Annotated in this window: 14 protein-coding genes; 2 read left to right on the forward strand and 12 right to left on the reverse strand. The window is 64.8% G+C overall.

All coding sequences use genetic code 11. The annotated features are described in order from the left end of the window. Positions 1-128: 128 nt before the first annotated feature. Positions 129-1,373, reverse strand: coding sequence for a saccharopine dehydrogenase family protein (locus tag ACLEJU_RS22750; RefSeq protein WP_435423069.1), 1,245 nt, complete (start codon positions 1,371-1,373; stop codon positions 129-131). A gap of 33 nt (positions 1,374-1,406) precedes the next feature. Beyond that, positions 1,407-2,504 (reverse strand): carboxynorspermidine decarboxylase, encoded by a 1,098-nt coding sequence (locus ACLEJU_RS22755; protein WP_435423068.1) that lies wholly within the window; start codon positions 2,502-2,504, stop codon positions 1,407-1,409. A 196-nt stretch (positions 2,505-2,700) separates the two neighbouring features. Between ACLEJU_RS22755 and ACLEJU_RS22760 the strand changes: the two genes are divergently transcribed. Beyond that, positions 2,701-2,913, forward strand: coding sequence for a DUF2945 domain-containing protein (locus ACLEJU_RS22760; RefSeq protein WP_435423067.1), 213 nt, complete (start codon positions 2,701-2,703; stop codon positions 2,911-2,913). 30 nt (positions 2,914-2,943) lie between these two features. On the opposite strand, the gene ACLEJU_RS22765 is transcribed toward ACLEJU_RS22760, so the two are convergent. The 8 genes from ACLEJU_RS22765 to ACLEJU_RS22800 all read right to left on the reverse strand — a co-directional run bounded on the left by ACLEJU_RS22765 (position 2,944) and on the right by ACLEJU_RS22800 (position 12,536). Beyond that, positions 2,944-3,861 (reverse strand): pyridoxal-phosphate dependent enzyme, encoded by a 918-nt coding sequence (locus ACLEJU_RS22765; protein ID WP_435423066.1) that lies wholly within the window; start codon positions 3,859-3,861, stop codon positions 2,944-2,946. Further along, positions 3,858-4,529, reverse strand: a complete 672-nt coding sequence (locus ACLEJU_RS22770; protein ID WP_435423065.1) for a helix-turn-helix transcriptional regulator — start codon at positions 4,527-4,529, stop codon at positions 3,858-3,860. Before ACLEJU_RS22770 ends, ACLEJU_RS22765 begins: the two co-directional genes overlap by 4 nt. 185 nt (positions 4,530-4,714) lie before the next feature. Next, positions 4,715-6,418: an amidase gene (locus ACLEJU_RS22775; RefSeq protein ID WP_435423064.1), complete on the reverse strand. Its 1,704-nt coding sequence runs from the start codon at positions 6,416-6,418 to the stop codon at positions 4,715-4,717. Positions 6,419-6,554: 136 nt separating this feature from the next. After that, positions 6,555-7,394 carry a glutathione-dependent disulfide-bond oxidoreductase gene (gene yghU, locus ACLEJU_RS22780; protein ID WP_435423063.1) on the reverse strand — a complete coding sequence of 280 codons (840 nt, stop codon included), beginning with the start codon at positions 7,392-7,394 and terminating at the stop codon, positions 6,555-6,557. A 155-nt stretch (positions 7,395-7,549) separates the two neighbouring features. Beyond that, positions 7,550-8,752: an NAD(P)/FAD-dependent oxidoreductase gene (locus ACLEJU_RS22785; RefSeq protein ID WP_435423062.1), complete on the reverse strand. Its 1,203-nt coding sequence runs from the start codon at positions 8,750-8,752 to the stop codon at positions 7,550-7,552. 94 nt (positions 8,753-8,846) lie between these two features. Beyond that, positions 8,847-9,902, reverse strand: a complete 1,056-nt coding sequence (locus tag ACLEJU_RS22790) for a GlxA family transcriptional regulator (protein ID WP_435423061.1) — start codon at positions 9,900-9,902, stop codon at positions 8,847-8,849. Positions 9,903-9,941: 39 nt separating this feature from the next. Continuing rightward, positions 9,942-10,544: a helix-turn-helix domain-containing protein gene (locus tag ACLEJU_RS22795; RefSeq protein ID WP_435423060.1), complete on the reverse strand. Its 603-nt coding sequence runs from the start codon at positions 10,542-10,544 to the stop codon at positions 9,942-9,944. A gap of 39 nt (positions 10,545-10,583) precedes the next feature. Next, positions 10,584-12,536, reverse strand: a complete 1,953-nt coding sequence (locus ACLEJU_RS22800) for an oxidoreductase (RefSeq protein ID WP_435423059.1) — start codon at positions 12,534-12,536, stop codon at positions 10,584-10,586. 188 nt (positions 12,537-12,724) lie between these two features. Between ACLEJU_RS22800 and ACLEJU_RS22805 the strand changes: the two genes are divergently transcribed. Further along, positions 12,725-13,768, forward strand: a complete 1,044-nt coding sequence (locus tag ACLEJU_RS22805; RefSeq protein ID WP_435423058.1) for an ABC transporter substrate-binding protein — start codon at positions 12,725-12,727, stop codon at positions 13,766-13,768. A gap of 133 nt (positions 13,769-13,901) precedes the next feature. Here the strand turns inward: ACLEJU_RS22805 and ACLEJU_RS22810 are convergent, their stop codons facing one another. Together ACLEJU_RS22810 and ACLEJU_RS22815 are read right to left on the reverse strand one after the other, a co-directional pair. Next, a complete protein-coding gene (locus ACLEJU_RS22810) occupies positions 13,902-14,609 on the reverse strand; it encodes a GntR family transcriptional regulator (RefSeq protein WP_294323439.1) in 708 nt (235 codons plus the stop codon). 53 nt (positions 14,610-14,662) lie between these two features. Continuing rightward, positions 14,663-15,688, reverse strand: a complete 1,026-nt coding sequence (locus ACLEJU_RS22815; RefSeq protein ID WP_435423057.1) for a proline racemase family protein — start codon at positions 15,686-15,688, stop codon at positions 14,663-14,665. Positions 15,689-15,695 lie beyond the last annotated feature (7 nt).

Here is a 15,695-nt window from a genome sequence, read left to right on the forward strand (position 1 = left end):
TCTACACCACCAATGTTTCGTCGGCAGCGTAAGATGTGGAGAAGAGACAGTCGCGGGACAAGCCCGCGAAGAGGCCGGCCTGCAAAAGCAGAAGGGGCGCCCTGTCGGCGCCCCTTCTGGTTTACAGCTTAGGCTTCAGCGTCCCATGGACGATCGCCATTTTCATCTTTCACGCGGGTCGGCAGGCCCATCACGTCCAGCGCCTTGAGGAACGGCTCGGCTGGCAGCTCCTCGACGTTGACCATGCGCTTGGCATCCCACTCGCCACGGGCGACCAGCAGGGCCGCAGCCACTGGCGGCACACCGGCGGTGTAGGAAATGCCCTGGCTGTCGGTCTCGGCGTAGGCCTCTTCGTGGTCGGCTACGTTGTAGATAAACACTTCACGTGGCTGGCCGTTCTTGGTGCCCTTGACCAGGTCACCGATGCAGGTCTTGCCGGTGTAGCCCGGGGCCAGCGAGGCCGGGTCAGGCAGCACGGCCTTGACCACTTTCAGCGGGACCACTTCCAGGCCTTCGGCGGTCTTCACCGGTTGCTCGGAGAGCAGGCCGAGGTTCTTCAGCACGGTGAACACATTGATGTAGTGCTCGCCGAAGCTCATCCAGAAACGCACGTTCGGCACATTGAGGTTCTTCGAGATCGAATGAACTTCGTCGTGGCCGGTCAGGTACAGGTTCTGCGAACCTACCACCGGCAGGTCGTCGGTACGCTTGACTTCGAACATGGTGTTGCTGGTCCACTGGCTGTTCTGCCAGCTCCAGACTTGCCCGGTAAACTCGCGGAAGTTGATTTCCGGGTCGAAGTTGGTGGCAAAGTACTTGCCGTGCGAACCGGCATTGACGTCGAGAATATCGATCGAATCAATGCTGTCGAAGTATTGCTGCTGCGCAAGTTTTGCGTAGCTGTTCACCACACCCGGGTCGAAACCGACACCGAGAATGGCGGTAATGTTCTTTTGTTGGCACTCTTCGAGGTGTTTCCACTCGTAGTTGCCGTACCACGGCGGGGTCTCGCAGATCTTGCCCGGCTCTTCGTGGATGGCGGTGTCCAGGTAGGCGACACCGGTATCGATGCAGGCACGCAGCACCGACATGTTGAGGAAGGCGGAACCGACGTTGATCACGATCTGCGATTCGGTCTCGCGGATCAGTGCCTTGGTCGCCTCGACATCGAGGGCGTTGAGCGAGTAGGCCTGGATGTCTGCGGGTACCTTGAGGCTACCCTTGGCCTTGACGCTGTCGATGATGGCCTGGCATTTGGAGATGTTCCGTGACGCGATAGCGATACGACCCAGTTCGTCGTTATGCTGCGCGCACTTGTGGGCCACCACCTTGGCGACACCTCCTGCACCAATGATAAGAACGTTCTTCTTCAATTTACCTTTTGCTCCTTACTTGGAAAGCCGGTCTTACGACAGGCTGGAAACGTAGTCTTCGAAGCCGAAGTCGCGGACCACCTCGACGCTGCCGTCGAGCTGCTTGACCACGATCGATGGCATCTTCAGACCGTTGAACCAGTTTTTCTTGACCATGGTGTAACCGGCGGTGTCGATGAACGACAGGCGGTCGCCAATGGCCAGCGGACGATCGAATTGGTACTCGCCGAAGATGTCACCGGCCAGGCACGACTTGCCGCAGACCATGTAGGTGTGCTCGCCGTCGTTTGGAGCCATCTTGGCGTTGAGGCGGTAGATCAGCAGGTCGAGCAGGTGCGCTTCGATCGAGCTGTCGACCACGGCCAGGTTTTTGCCGTTGTACAGGGTGTCGAGCACGGTCACTTCCAGCGATGCGCTGTTGGTGATGGCGGCTTCGCCCGGCTCCAGGTAGACCTGCACGCCGTATTTCTCGGAGAAGGCTTTCAGGCGCGCGCAGAAGGCGTCCAGCGCATAGCCTTCGCCGGTGAAGTGGATGCCGCCACCGAGGCTGACCCACTCGACCTTGTGCAGCAGGTGGCCGAAGCGCTCTTCGATGTGCGACAGCATCTTGTCGAACAGGCCGAAGTCACCGTTCTCGCAGTTGTTGTGGAACATGAAGCCGGAGATCTGTTCGATCACCTGTTCGACCTTCGCCGGGTCCCACTCGCCGAGGCGGCTGAACGGGCGGGCCGGGTCGGCCAGCAGGTAGTCGGAGCTGCTCACCTGCGGGTTGACGCGCAGGCCGCGGACCTTGCCTTCGGACTGTTCGGCAAAGCGCTGCAGTTGGCCGATCGAGTTGAAGATGATCTTGTCGCAGTTCTCGAGCATTTCCTCGATCTCGTCATCGGCCCAGGCCACGCTGTAGGCGTGGGTTTCGCCAGCGAACTTCTGGCGGCCGAGCTTGAGCTCGAACAGCGACGACGAGGTGGTGCCATCCATGTACTGCTGCATCAGGTCGAACACCGACCAGGTGGCGAAGCACTTGAGGGCGAGCAGCGCCTTGGCACCGGAGTTTTCACGCACGTAGGCGATCTTCTCCATGTTGCTCAGGAGCTTGGTTTTGTCGATGAGGTAGTACGGCGTCTTGATCATTTAAAGGCCCCCGGCCAGGCCGGCCAAAAAAAAGACCCGCATTGTGCCTTCACTTGCCGCAGATCGAAAGGGCGGATGGTGTATTTCGTCTGCGTGGCAGTGGTTGCGGGTGAATTGTTTCGGAACTGGCAGGTTCACTAGTACAAGAGGATGTGAACAGCCTGATGACACGCTGACCAATGGCGAGGGGAATCCGATGAGCAACCGATACAAGACCGGTGACCACGTGAAGTGGAATTCCGAGGCCGGGATCATCCATGGCACGGTGGTCAAGGTACATGTGCGTGATGTCGAATTTTGCGGGCGGCAGCGGCATTGCTCGAAGGATGCACCGCAGTATGAAGTGAAGAGCGACAAGACCGGGCATCTGGCGATGCACAAGGAAGCGGCACTGGAAAAAGATTCATGACTGCGGCTATCTTGCGCGGACTTGCTGGCCTCAGTCGGCCTGTTCCAGCCAGGCCTGAATCTGCCCTGACGTGGCAGTGGCCCCGCCACACACCACCACCAGTACATTCTGATAGATGGACAACGCATGTGCTTCAAAAGCCAGCGCCAACGCCGCCCCGCACGCTGGCTCCACCAGCACCCGATGATCGAGCAGGAACCGCTCGCAGGCCTCCAGCGCCGCCCGGTCACTGACCAGGTGGCTCTGTACGGGATGCTGCCGGGTGCAGGTCAGCGCCTGTTCGGCCACGCGCTTGGCGCCCAGCGAACTGGCCACCGAGGCGATGCGTTCGAGTTCCACCGTGTGCCCGGCTTGCATCGCCGCATGCAGCGATGCGGCGCCTGTGGTTTCCACGGCCAGCACCGGCACATCGCCCCAGCCGTTGCGCTGCAGCCCCTCGACCACGCCGCTTAGCAGGCCACCACCACCCACTGACAGCACCACGGCATCCGGCTTGAGCCCAGCTGCTGCCACTTCGTCGACCAGACTGGCGTGCCCGGCCCACAGCAGTGGGTCGTCGAACGGGTGGATGAAAGCATCGCCTTCGCCGACCAAGGACAGTGCCAGTTCGTTGGCCTCTTGCCACGAGCTGCCATGCACCACCACCTTGGCGTCCTCCAGGTGCAGCAGCTGCTTGGCCCTTTCAGTGGTGGTTTCCGGCACCACCACGGTCACCGGTACCCCTAGTTTGCGCCCGGCATACGCCACGGCCAGCCCGGCATTGCCGCCCGACGAGGAGACGAAATGGCGCGCACCACGGGCGTGATGCACCTCGCAGGCATGGCCGACCCCGCGCAGCTTGAACGAGCCGCAGGGCTGCAGGGCGTCGAGCTTGAGCCAGACCGAGCGGCCTGCGACCAGCGACAGCGGGCGGGATTCGATCAACGGTGTCTCGATGTGCAGGGTCATGGATTGGCTCCTCGCAGTTGTTCCAGGTAGTTGTAAATGGTGTAGCGGGTCACACCCAGGGCCGCGGCCGCTTTCTCTACCCCGCCCTTGACCATGAACAGGCCACGTTCCTGCATGACGCGCACGGCTTCGACCTTGGCCTGTTTGTTCATTCGGCCCTGGCCGGTGCGGTGCAGCGAGTCTTCGATGATCTCACTCATCAGGATGGCCATGTCGGCGGGCTCGCTGGTCTCGGCGGGGGATGCGCCGAGTGGCTGCAACTGCTGGAGGAAATGCATGGCGGCGTCGAGGCCGGTGACGTCGGTGTTGACGCAGAGGCTGGCGAACGGGTGGCCGCTGCTGTCGCGGAAGATCGCCGTGGCGCTGCGCAGGGTGCGGCCCTTGAGGGTGGTGGGGTAGTCGGGAAGTACTACGGGGGCAGTGCCTTGCTGATCGGTGCTGGCCTGCATCAGGGCCTTGAAGCCCTGGTCCTGCTCCGGGGCGGCGAGGATCGGGCTGCCGACCACGCGGCCGGAGAGGTGGCCATTGACGATTGCCACCACGGAGTGTTCCGGGTGGTCAAGGTTGTGCAGGAGGATTTCCATGTTGCGTGCGGCAACGCTGCCCAGCGCCTGGAGGGCGGCCTTGAGGACAGTGAGGGTGAGCTGGCGTTCTTCGGCTGGGAGCATTGGAGAACCACAAAATTCAACTTATTGTGTATTTATGCACATTTCGTTGAATTTTGCGATCTGCTTTTCCAGGCCATTCGCGGCCACGCCCGCTCTCACAGGTGCAGAGCCGCATTCAAAGGCTGAGCCATAGATGTGGGAGCGGGCGCGCCCGCGAATGGGCCGCAAAGCGGCCCCTGTCTGCCTTAACTCAAGGCTGGCGTACGCGGCGGAATCATCCGGCGCGAGCCGGTCGCCTCGAAGGCCGCCGCGAAGCTCAGCAGCGCGTTGTCGCTATAGGCCTTGCCAGCAAAGGTCAGCCCCACCGGCATGCCGATATCGGCCATCACGCCCATCGGCACGGTCACGGTCGGCACGCCCAGGTGTCGGATGGCCAGGTTGCCGTTGGCCACCCAGATGCCGTTGCTCCAGGCAATGTCGGCCGAGGCCGGGTTGACGTCGGCATCGGCCGGGCCCACATCGGCCACGGTCGGGAACAGCACGGCGTCCAGGCCCTGCGCGTCCATCCAGTCTTCGAGGTCCATCTTGCGGGTCTTTTCCAGCCCACGCAGGCCATCGGGCAGGGTCTCGATCTGGTCCCAGGTCTTCAGGCCGCGCTTGGCCATGTTGACGTATTCGTCCATGCCGGCGGCCAGGTCGTCCTCACGGTTGGGCAGGGTGCCCGGGTCGTGCGGGAAGATCTGTGGGCCGTCGACATCGGCCAGACGATTGAGCTTGGGGTCATCGTTGGCGCGCAGGAAATCATCGAAGGCCCAGCCCGACAGTTCCCACAGTTCGTCATGCAGGAACTCCTTGCTGACGATGCCACGGTTGTAGACGGTCGGCGCGCCCGGGCGGTCGCCTTCGCAGTTGGACACCAGCGGGAAATCGACTTCCAGCACTTCGGCACCGGCCGCTTCCAGGGCCTTGCGCGCCTGCTTCCACAGTTCGATGACGCTGTCGCGGGTATTGATGCGTTGGCCGGTCGGGCCGCCGATGCCTGGCTTCTCGGAGGTGCCGGCTTCGGCGTCGGCATTGATGTACATGCGTGGCACGCCAAAACGCTTGCCCTTGAGCGAGCTGGCGTCGACGGCCAGGTCCAGGTAGGAAGCCGGGCGCACGGAGGAGGCGGCCGGGATTGGCACCCACGGCTGCAGGCGCCACAGGTCGCCGCGCTTGTCGGCATCGTCGGCAACCACCACGTCGAGGATTTCCAGCAGGTCGGCCATGGTCCGGGCGTACGGCACCACCACGTCCATGGTCGGGGTCAGCGGCCAGTTGCCGCGAACCGAGATCACGCCGCGCGAAGGGGTGTAGGCGCACAGGCCGTTGTTCGAGGCCGGGCCGCGGCCACTCGACCAGGTTTCCTCGGCCAGGCCGAAGGCGCTGAAGCTGGCGGCGGTGGCGGTACCGGCGCCGTTCGACGAGCCGGAGGCGAACGGTGCGGTCAGGTACTTCGCGTTGTACGGGCTTTCAGCGCGGCCGTAGACGCCACGCTGCATGCCGCCATTGGCCATCGGTGGCATGTTGGTCTTGCCCAGGCACACGGCACCGGCGGCGCGCAGGCGCTCGATGGTGAAGGCGTCGCGCTGGGCGACCAGGTCCTTGAACGCCGGGCTACCGGAGGCGGCGGTCAGGCCCTTGACCAGGTAGCTGTCCTTGGCGGTGTAAGGGATGCCGTCCAGCGGGCTCAGGGCCTGGCCCTTGGCGCGGCGGGCGTCGGAGGCCTCGGCTTCCTTGAGCGCTTCAGGGTTGCGTACGACCACGGCGTTCAGTGCGGTGGCGGTGTCGGCGCCATCGTAGGCGTCGATGCGTGCCAGGTAGGCCTTGACCAACTCGACTGCCGTCGTGCGGCCGGTTTCGAGCGCGTCGCGCAGCTCGGCAATGGAAACCTCGGTTACCTCGATCATGCTTTCACCAAAATTTGTGCAGGTTGGGGCTAGTGCGAGGAGTGTACAAGAAGGGATCAGGGCTGGGAGGTTTGCGCGGGAGAAATGGTTTTTTGCAACGGGGCATTGTCGGGGTCGCATAGCGGCCCCGACAGCCTCAATCCAGGTCGGCCGCCGAGTGCCGTTCGGGTACCTGGCTGGCTTCATCGCCCCAGGTGCGGTTGACCCGGGTGCCACGCTGCACGGCCGGGCGCTGGGCAATGGCTTCGGCCCAGCGCTGCACATGCGGGTATTCGTCCACCGCCAGGAATTCGGCCGCACCGTACAGGTTGCCGCGCACCAGCTGGCCGTACCAGGGCCATACGGCGATATCGGCGATGCTGTATTCGTCGCCACCGAGGTAGCGGCTGACCGCCAGGCGGCGCTCCAGCACGTCGAGTTGGCGCTTGGCTTCCATGGTGAAGCGGTTGATGGCGTACTCGATCTTCTCCGGCGCATACACATAGAAGTGGCCGAAGCCGCCGCCCAAGTAAGGGGCAGAACCCATCTGCCAGAACAGCCAGTTGAGGCTTTCGGTGCGTGCAGCCGGTTTTTTTGGCAGGAAGGCACCGAACTTTTCCGCCAGGTACAGCAGGATCGAACCGGACTCGAACACCCGCACCGGCGGCTCGACGCTGCGGTCGAGCAGGGCGGGGATCTTCGAGTTGGGGTTGACCTCGACAAAGCCACTGGAGAACTGGTCGCCGTCATCGATGCGGATCAGCCAGGCATCGTATTCGGCGCCGCTGTGGCCCAGGGCGAGCAGTTCTTCGAGGAGGATGGTGACCTTGACGCCGTTGGGGGTGGCCAGCGAGTACAGCTGTAGCGGGTGCTTGCCGACCGGCAACTCCTTGTCATGGGTCGGCCCGGCAATCGGCCGGTTGATGCTGGCGAACTGGCCGCCGGAGGCCGCGTCGTTGCGCCAGACCTTGGGCGGGACGTAAGGGTGCTTGCTCATGCAGGGTTCTCCTGGGAAGGCGCGAAGGCAGTCAGCCAAAGACGTTGACCTGCATCTATGCCATGGGTTCGGAGGAAAGCGCAAATGCATCAGGCGCGAGCGTGGGCTGCATGGAGAGGGGGACATTCGCGAGGCGTGCCCGCGAATGCGCTGGGTCAGGCCACAGGAATGGTCGGGTCCGCCGCCGCCAGGGCAGCCGCACGCTCCGCCGTCGGCGGGTAGATCCAGATCGAGTTGATCTGCGATTTAAGCAGCTTGGCCTCGGCCTTGTCGGTCGGTGGCGACACGGTGCGTTCCCAGCCCTCGGTATACACCGCGCCCCACGCGCCAAGGTCGAGGCAGGTCACGTACTTGGGCTGGCTGTAGGTCATCGGCGCCACGCCGATCAGCTCGGCCGCTGCGTTGTTGCCGGCATAGCGCCCCAGCGGAATGGCATGCTGGCACGACATTACCGCGAAGTTGCCCTGGTTGTCGCAGGCGGCGTAGGCCACGTCCCCGGCCGCGTAGACCGCGTCATTGCCGATGACCTTGAGGTTGCCGTCGACATGCAGGCGGCCTTGGCGGTCGCGCTCGCCGCTGATCTGTTCGGTCAGCGGGTTGGCCTTGAAGCCCACGGTCCAGATGACCGTGGCGGCGTCGATGCGCTGGCCGTTGTCCAGCAGCACCCCGTCGCGGTCCACCGAGGCCACAGTGGTGCCGCAGATCCATTCGATGCCCAGTGCCTCGGAGGCCTGTTCGATGGCCGGGCGGATGCCGTCACCCAGCGCGGCGCCGATCTTCGCCCCGCGGTCGATCACGACCACCCGTAGGTTGGCGTCCTCGCCGAGAATGGCGCGCAGGCGCGTCGGCAGTTCCGTGGCGGTCTCGATACCGGTAAAGCCGCCGCCGGCCACTACCACGGTGTTGCGTGGCGGGCTCTCGGGCCGGTCGACAAGGGCCTTGAGGTGGGTTTCGAGGCGCGCGGCGCTGTCGATCTTGTCGACATCGAAGACGTGTTCGATACCCACCATGTCCGGGCGATTGAGCACGCTGCCGCAGGCCATGATCAGGCGGTCGTAGGGCAGGTTGCATTCGGTACCGGATGGCGTGCGGTAGCGTACGCGACGCTCGGCTTCATCGACATGGAAAGCCGTGCCGTGGACGAAGCGCACGTTCACTGCATCGAACAGCTCCTGCAGCGGTGCGGCCATGGTATGCACTTCAGGCTCGTAGAAGCGCGGGCGCACATGCAGTTCGGCCTGGGGGGCGAGCAGTGTCACCTGGACATCCCGGCGGCCGTGCAGGTCCAGTTGGCGGATGGCGCTCAGGGCGCTCCACAGGCCTGCGAAGCCGGCGCCAATGATCAGGATATTCTTCATCGTTATGCTCCTGGGTGGTCCATGAGGAAAGACCGGTAGACAAGATAGACCGTCATTGCGGTCAACGATGTTACGAGCGACCAGCTGCCGCACCCTAGGCCAGAGAACCCTGAATTTCGGCCAAAGGTACCGTGCGGGCAAAGCGTGCCCGATAGTCGCGAGGGGTCACCGCCAGATGGCGCTGAAAGGCCAGGCGCATGCGCTCTTCGCTGCCGAAGCCGCACTGGCGGGCAATCTGCTCGATGTGGCCGTCACTGTTCTCCAGCAGCCGCCGCGCCGCTTCGAGGCGGAACACCTCGATGGCCTTGGCCGGGGTACGGCCGGTTTTCTGCTTGTATACCCGGGTGAAGTTGCGCAGGCTCATGTGCGCCTGTTCGGCCAGGTGCTCGACGCTGAGCCGTGGGTCGTGCAGATGCTGGTTGAGCCATAGGTGCAGCGCCTCGAATGCCCCCGTGTCCTGGCCCTGGGACTTGAGCAGCTCGCTGAACTGCGCCTGGCCGCCGGGGCGCTTGAGGAACACCACCAGCTCGCGCGCCACCTGCATCGCCACGTCGCGGCCGCAGTCCAGTTCGACCAGCGCCAGGGCCATGTCGATACCCGCGCTCACGCCGGCAGAGGTCCAGACGCTGCCCTGCTGGACGAAGATTGACTCATGGTCAACCTCCACGGCCGGGAAGTCGCGACGCAACACCTCGCACATGGCCCAGTGGGTGGCGGCGCGTCGGCCATCGAGCAGGCCCGCGCTGGCAAGCAGGAAGGTGCCGCTGCACACCGAAGCGGTGCGCCTGGCGTGGTGGCTGGCACGGCGCAACCAGCTGATCAGCGGGCCGTGATCGGGGAGGCTGCGGATGATGTCGGGGGCGCCGGGCACGATCAGCGTGTCCACGGTTTGCGTCATGACATCGTCCAGACGCTCGCTGGCGACCACCAGGCCTTCGGCCGTTTGCTGCAGGCCACCTTCCAGGCTGGCGGTGTGCAAGCGGTAGCCCGGCAGGCCGCGCTCGGCCATGGCCTTGGTCGCTGCCCAGAACACGGTCTGCGCGCCGCTGAGGTCGAGCAGGCCCATTTGTGGATAGGCGACGAAGACCAAGACCCTTGGGTGGTCGACGGGGAGCAGCGGTGGGTCGAGTTGCTGGTTGGGTTCGGTCATTGTATCGGGCGTCGCCTGGTGGTGATGGTGTCCTCGGATTCAGAATGTCGGCGGGGTGATCACCCAGATGATCACAGCATCCACCTCGCCAGGGTTGCCATAGCGGTGCGGCTCCTGGCTGGAGAAGCTGAAGCTGTCGCCTTCGCCCAGCAGGAAGTGGCGCTCGCCGACCCACACCTCGAAGCTGCCCGAGAGCACATAACCCGCTTCGTCACCTTCATGGCTGTAGCTCTGCTGGCTGTAGGTGCCCGGTGGAAAGCGCGAGTGCAGCATCTCCAGCTGACGGTTGGGCTGCGGGGTGAGCAGCTGGTCGACGATGCCGTCCTCGTAATGCACGCTCAGCCGGCTGTTGCGCCGCACCACGTAACCCTGGTCTTCGGGGGCGGTGGTGGCTTCGCTGGCGAAGAACCACTGGATGGTCACGCCGAGGCTGCGGGCAATGTTGAACAGCGCCGGGATCGACGGGTACGACAGGTTGCGTTCCAGCTGGCTGATGTAGCCGGCGGTCAGCTCGCTGTGCGCTGCCAGCTCCGCCAGGGTCATGCCGCGGCGCTTGCGCAGGCCGCGGATGCGGCCACCGAGGAACTGTGGCGCGCTGCCGCCTTCTTCGGCCACGGGCGGGAACTGGGGTTGCTGGCTCATGCGCTTCGGTCCATCGGGAAAGCCGCAGTATGGCCAGGCTCAGAGCGCCCAGGCAACTGTCAGGCCCTCATGGATCGCTTCCTCGACCGTGCGTGGGGCCAGGCAGTCGCCGATGCGTCGCACCTCCACCAGGCCGGCCAGCTCCGCGGCCAGGGTGTCTTGAGGTTGGTGGCCGAGGCACAGCACCAGGGTGTCGATACCTTCGAAGATCATCGGCTCGCCGCTGGCGGTGTGCTGCAGGTAGACGGTGTTGTCGTCGCAGCCGTACAGGCGGGCGTAAGGCGTGATCGGGATGCCCAGGCGGTGCAGCTCGCCAGCCAGCTGGTCGCGTACGTAGAGCGGCAGGGTTTCGCCGCAGTGGGTGCCGTTGACCGCCAGGTGCACCTGGTGGCCGTCGCGGACCAGGCGCTCGGCAATGCCGGGGCCGATCCAGTCGCAGCGCCAGTCGATCACCAGCACCGAGCGGCCGAGGGTGGCCGCATTGCGCAGGACCTGCCAGGCATCCACCACCTGCAGCTCGCCGCTACGTTCGAACGATGGCCAATAGGGCGTGGCACCGGTGGCGGCAATCACCAGGTCGGGGCGTTCGCGTTCGACCAGGTCGCGGTCCACTCGCGTATTACGTACTACGCGCACGCCAGCCAGTTCCATTTCCCGCTGCAGGTTGGTGCTGGCACCGCCGAATTCGGCGCGCCGGGGCAGCAGTTGCGCGAGCTGTATCTGGCCGCCGAGTTGTGTACTGGCTTCGTACAGGGTGACGTCATGCCCCCGGGCAGCGGCAACAGCTGCGGCCTTCATGCCGGCGGGGCCGCCGCCCGCCACCAGGATGCGTTTGCGTGCGGTAGCGGGGGCAGGGTTTTCGTACTGCAATTCGCGGCCGGTTTCCGGGTGCTGGATACAGGAGATTGGCAGGCCCCGGTGGAAATGGCCGATGCACGCCTGGTTGCAGGCAATGCAGGCGCGCACATCCTCGACCTGGCCGCGTTCGGTCTTGGCCGGCATCTGCGGGTCGCAGATCAGTGCGCGGGTCATGCCACAGACGTCGGCCTGGCCGCGCGCCAGGATCAGTTCGGCTTCCTGCGGCTGGTTGATGCGCCCGGTGACGAACAACGGGATGTCCAGGTGCTGCTTGAAGGTGCCGGCCTCGCGTGCTAGGTAGGCCGGGGCGATGGCCATGGGCGGCACGATATGCACGGCGCCACCCAGCGACGCCGAAGTGCCGGCGACGATGTGCAGGTAGTCGACCTGGTCTTGCAGGGCCTGGGCGGCAGCCAGCGATTCGTCTTCGCTCAGGCCCTCGCTGTCGCGCTCGTCGGCGCTGATGCGCAGGCCGACGATGAACTGCTCGTCGGTGGCCGCCCTTACCGCAGCCAGCACTTCGCGCAGAAAGCGCAGGCGCTGTTTCAGGTCGCCGTTGTAGCCATCGGTGCGCTGGTTGACCCGCGGGTTGAGGAATTGCGCCGGCAGGTAACCATGGCTGGCCACCACCTCGACACCGTCCAGGCCGGCCTGGTGCAGGCGCCGGGCGGCGCTCGCATACCCCCGGACGATCTCGTCGATCATCGCCTGGTCCAGCGCCCGTGGCATGACCCGGAAGCGCTCGTTGGGCACCGACGAGGCCGAGTAGGCCACCGCCAGCAGGCCGTCCGCCGATTCCATGATCTCCCGCCCCGGGTGAAACAGCTGCGACAGCACCACCGTACCGTGGGCGTGGCAGGCTTCGGCCAGGCGCCGGTAGCCGTCGATGCAGGCGTCGTCGGTGGCCATCAGCACGTGCGAGGTGTAGCGGGCACTGTCATGCACCCCGGCCACCTGCAGCACGATCAGGCCGACACCACCGGCGGCGCGGGCGCGCTGGTAGGCGATGAGCTTGTCGTTTACCAGGTTGTCGGTGGGCAGGCAGGTGTCGTGGCCGGTCGACATGATGCGGTTCTTCAGGCGTTTGCCGCGGATCTGCAGGGGCTCGAAGAGGTGGGCGAAGGCGGTCGTCATGCGGGCAGCTCCGGTGCGGTGTCGTTCTTGTTTTTCTCATGAAAGTGTAGCTTCAGTAAAAAATCAACTTGTTTTTTTACTGGCGCCCGACTAGCTTTTTTCCAGCCACGCCAGTGGCGCGTGACCTCACAACAACAAGAAACGGGCCTTCGAGCTGACGCTGGAAGGTACCGGCAGGAGGCAACTCGATGCAGGCATTTCCTCGCAGTACCGGCCTTTGCGCAGCGTTGTTGGCCCTAGGCCTGAGCGGTGCGCAAGCGGCGCCGCAGATGGTCGTGGTCGGCTATGGCGGCGCCGGTCAGAAAGCCCAGGATGTGGCGATCTTCCAGCCTTTCAGCGCCCAGGACGGCAGCAAGTTGATCCAGAGCGAATACAACGGCGAGATGGCGCGCATCCAGGTGATGGCCGATACCGGCAATGTCGACTGGGACGTGGTGCAGATCGAGGGGCCGGACCTGATGCGCGGCTGCGACGAGGGCATCTATGAGCACCTCGACTGGCAGCGCCTTGGGCATGCCGCCGAACTGATCCCTGCGGCGGCCCAGGACTGTGGCTCGGCGGCGCTGGTGTGGAGCGTGGCGATTGCCTACGACCGCGACAAGCTGGCCCAGGCGCCGACCTCGTGGGCCGATTTCTGGAACGTGCAGAAGTATCCGGGCAAGCGTGGCCTGCGCAAGCGTGCGGTGTACAACCTGGAATTCGCCTTGCTGGCCGACGGGGTCAAGATCGATGACGTGTACAAGGTCTTGTCGACCCCGGCGGGTGTCGAGCGTGCCTTTGCCAAGCTCACCGAGCTCAAGCCGTATATCCAGTGGTGGGATGCCGGCGCGCAACCGGCGCAGTGGCTGACCGCAGGCGACGTGGTGATGACCTCGACCTACAGCGGCCGCATCGCCGTGGCCGCCCAGCAAGGCAGCCCGCTGGCGGTGGTGTGGCCTGGCAGCTTGTATGGCATGGACTACTGGGCGATCATCAAGGGCTCGAAGCATGTCGACCAGGCCAAGCGCCTGATCAGCTATGCCAACCAGCCGGATACCCAGGTGCGTTACGTCGAGCAGATCCCCTATGGGCCGACCAATACCCAGGCGGCGGCCAAGCTGGACCCGGCGCTGGCCAGTTGGGTGCCGACCTCGCCGGAGAACCTTCAGGGTGCCTTGGCGATGAATGTGGAGTTCTGGGTCGACCATGGTGAAGAGCTGGAACAGCGCTTCAATGCCTGGGCCAGCAAATAGGTGTCGGGCTATCGCGCCTGACTTGCCGGCCCTTTCGCGGGCAAGCCCGCTCCTACAGGTTTAGCACTACCTTCACGGTCGGCGCTGTCCTGTAGGAGCGGGCTTGCCCCGCGAAAGGGCCAGTGCAGAAAACTCAGGACACCGCCATCCGCGCGGTCAGGTTCTGCTGCATGTAGTCGAGGAACCGCCGCTGGAACAGCATGGTGTGTTCATGCGCCGCATTCTCTGCCGCATCGGCATCGCGCGCGGCAATCGCCTCGATCATTTCTTCATGGTCACGCCCCAGCCGATGGCTGCTGGCGGAGCTGACAATGTGGTCGAAATGCAGGTGCAGCAAACGCTGCCCTTCACCGAGCAGGCGTTCGTAGTAATTGATGAAGTACGGGTTGCGCCCGGCCTGGGCGATGGCCATGTGGAAGGCCTTGTTCAGCTCCGACATGGCCTGGAAGTCACCCTCGGTGACGGCCTTGAGATAGGCGGCATCGGCCTTGCGGATGTTGGCCAGGTCTTCCTCGCGGTGTTGGGTCGCCGCCAGGCGAGTGACCGCGCGCTGGATCAGGTCCAGGGCCGAAATGTAGTTGGGAAACTCCTCGATCTCGAACGGCGTCACCAAGGTGGTGCGGTTCGGCAGGATGGTCACCAGGCCTTCGGTGATCAGCCGCGCCAAAGCATCGCGCACCGGAGAGCGCGACAGACCGAACTGCGCGGCCAGCGAGACTTCGTCCAGCTGCACGCCGGGCTTGAGCTTGAGGGTGAGGATCTGCTTGCGCAGTTCCTCGTAGATGTAGCGACCGCTGTGACGGCGCACGCCGCCTTCGGTTTCGGTGTCTTTGGCCATCATCAGGTCTCGGTTGGGCTGGCCTCCATCATACAGGCCAGCCCCGATCGTTTTCATCACTGCAGGCCGGCGCCCCAGGTGTCACTGAGCATGAAGCCTGCCGCCAGCGGATCGTCCGGGTCCACGCCCAGTTGCTGCAGGCCGTACAGCCAGGCACGCCCGGTGACCCGCGGCAGCACCGCCGGGCGCCCGGCCACCTCGGTGGTGCCCAGCATCTCGACCTGGAACTGCCCACCGATGGTCGAGCGTGACACTAGGCTGTCGCCCGCCTGCACCAGCCCACGGGCGGCCAGGGTGGCGAGGTTGGCCGAACTGCCGGTGCCGCACGGCGAGCGGTCGACCCGGCCCGGGGGCAGGGTGGTGCAGGTCTGGTAGGTGCGCCCGTCGAGGCGGTTGCGGAACATCACGTAGGCCACTTCGTTGACCGAGGGCAGCAGCGGATGCTCGATGTTCAGCTGGCGGTTGATCACCGCCTTCAGCGCCACCCCGGCATCAGCCAGGGCACGGGCGTTTTCCGCGGTGATGGTCAGGCCGGTCTGCTCGACGTCGATCAGCGCGTAGTAAACGCCGCCGAAGGCCACATCGACCTTCAGCGTGCCGAACGCCTCGGTTTCGATGGCCAGGTCCAGGTGCTCGACGAACGCCGGCACCATGTCCAGCGACACACCCAGGCAGCGCCCGTCCGCGCACTGGGCGCGGGCGGTGACCAGGCCGGCGGGGGTGTCGAGCACCACCGTGGTTTCCGGTTCCTGCATCGGCACCATGCCCAGTTCGAGCAGGGCGGTGACCACGCAGATGCAGTTGCTGCCCGACATCGGGTGGGCCTTGTCGGCCTGCAGCACGATGAAGCCGGCGTGGGCTTCGGGACGGGTCGGCGGCAGCAGCAGGTTGACCGACATCTGCAGGCAGCCACGGGGCTCCAGGGTCACCAGACGGCGCAGGCTGTCGTCCACCTCGTTGATGTGGTTCATCTTGTCGAGCATGGTCGCGCCAGGGATGCCCAGCACGCCGCCGGTGATGACCTTGCCGATCTCGCCCTCGCAGTGCACTTCGGCCAGTTGCAGGGTCTGTTTCCAACGCATGGCGTTA

It is taken from the genome of Pseudomonas sp. SMN11 (assembly GCF_052041945.1).
GTDB lineage: Bacteria > Pseudomonadota > Gammaproteobacteria > Pseudomonadales > Pseudomonadaceae > Aquipseudomonas.

Excerpts from the sequence above, each read along its gene's own strand:
- ACLEJU_RS22755 (WP_435423068.1), bottom strand. The coding sequence starts at position 2,504 with ATGATCAAGACGCCGTACTACCTCATCGACAAAACCAAGCTCCTGAGC.
- ACLEJU_RS22760 (WP_435423067.1), top strand. The coding sequence starts at position 2,701 with ATGAGCAACCGATACAAGACCGGTGACCACGTGAAGTGGAATTCCGAG.
- ACLEJU_RS22765 (WP_435423066.1), bottom strand. The coding sequence starts at position 3,861 with ATGACCCTGCACATCGAGACACCGTTGATCGAATCCCGCCCGCTGTCG.
- ACLEJU_RS22770 (WP_435423065.1), bottom strand. The coding sequence starts at position 4,529 with ATGCTCCCAGCCGAAGAACGCCAGCTCACCCTCACTGTCCTCAAGGCC.
- ACLEJU_RS22775 (WP_435423064.1), bottom strand. The coding sequence starts at position 6,418 with ATGATCGAGGTAACCGAGGTTTCCATTGCCGAGCTGCGCGACGCGCTC.
- yghU (WP_435423063.1), bottom strand. The coding sequence starts at position 7,394 with ATGAGCAAGCACCCTTACGTCCCGCCCAAGGTCTGGCGCAACGACGCG.
- ACLEJU_RS22785 (WP_435423062.1), bottom strand. The coding sequence starts at position 8,752 with ATGAAGAATATCCTGATCATTGGCGCCGGCTTCGCAGGCCTGTGGAGC.
- ACLEJU_RS22790 (WP_435423061.1), bottom strand. The coding sequence starts at position 9,902 with ATGACCGAACCCAACCAGCAACTCGACCCACCGCTGCTCCCCGTCGAC.
- ACLEJU_RS22795 (WP_435423060.1), bottom strand. The coding sequence starts at position 10,544 with ATGAGCCAGCAACCCCAGTTCCCGCCCGTGGCCGAAGAAGGCGGCAGC.
- ACLEJU_RS22800 (WP_435423059.1), bottom strand. The coding sequence starts at position 12,536 with ATGACGACCGCCTTCGCCCACCTCTTCGAGCCCCTGCAGATCCGCGGC.
- ACLEJU_RS22805 (WP_435423058.1), top strand. The coding sequence starts at position 12,725 with ATGCAGGCATTTCCTCGCAGTACCGGCCTTTGCGCAGCGTTGTTGGCC.
- ACLEJU_RS22810 (WP_294323439.1), bottom strand. The coding sequence starts at position 14,609 with ATGATGGCCAAAGACACCGAAACCGAAGGCGGCGTGCGCCGTCACAGC.
- ACLEJU_RS22815 (WP_435423057.1), bottom strand. The coding sequence starts at position 15,688 with ATGCGTTGGAAACAGACCCTGCAACTGGCCGAAGTGCACTGCGAGGGC.